This is a genomic window from Candidatus Neomicrothrix sp. (assembly GCF_035329545.1).
In the GTDB taxonomy this organism is placed as follows: Bacteria; Actinomycetota; Acidimicrobiia; order Acidimicrobiales; family Microtrichaceae; genus Microthrix; species Microthrix subdominans.
In genome coordinates, this window is sequence record NZ_DAOLGP010000062.1 from 1 (window position 1) to 603 (window position 603).

General features: G+C 66.3%; 1 protein-coding gene and 1 pseudogene. Both read right to left on the reverse strand.

Annotated features, from left to right (window positions below; genetic code table 11):
• Nucleotides 1–51: 51 nt before the first annotated feature.
• A complete protein-coding gene (locus tag PKD89_RS19230) occupies nt 52–471 on the reverse strand; it encodes an AAA family ATPase (RefSeq protein WP_289011701.1) in 420 nt (139 codons plus the stop codon).
• Nucleotides 468–603, reverse strand: a pseudogene (locus PKD89_RS20015) (hypothetical protein); the annotation flags it as partial. The gene PKD89_RS19230 and the pseudogene PKD89_RS20015, both read right to left, overlap by 4 nt.

The window sequence follows — 603 nt, forward strand, 5'->3', positions numbered from 1 at the left end:
GAACTACACCATCAGTCCCACCAAACCACTCACCTAATTTCGCGGCGGGCCCTAACCCCCGGGTCGGCATGAGTCGACGACGACGGCGACTTGTTTGCCGCGTTCGTTTTCCTCCGCGGCGAGCGCGTCGGCGGTTTGGGGGATGAGGGACGCTTTGTGGAAGCGGGGGACGCCGCCAAGGGCGGTGACGATCGCGGAGTAGATGCCGCGTGTTCCAACGGCGGGGTTGCCGAGGTAGATGATGGTGTGGCGGGACGCATCGAGCGTGGCGGTCGCGGCGCGGGTGGCGACGGTTTTGCCCGAGCCGACCTCTCCGGTGATGACGCCGAGTGCTCGTTCGCTGATGCACCAATCGATGCGGGCGACGGCTTCTTGGTGGCCGGCGGTGCGGGCCAGCATGGAGGGGGCGAGGCTCTTGCCGAACGGGGTGCGGGTGAAGCCGTAGTGGGCGGTGAGGACATCGATGCTCACGGTTGGTCGCTTTCGGAGTCGGGGTTGGGGATCTGGAGTTGGCCGGGCAGTTGTTCGGGGTCGGTGGTCTCGACCAGGTCGGCGAAGTTGATAGGTGGGCTGTGTTCGGTGAGTTCGGCGGCGTGGCGGTCA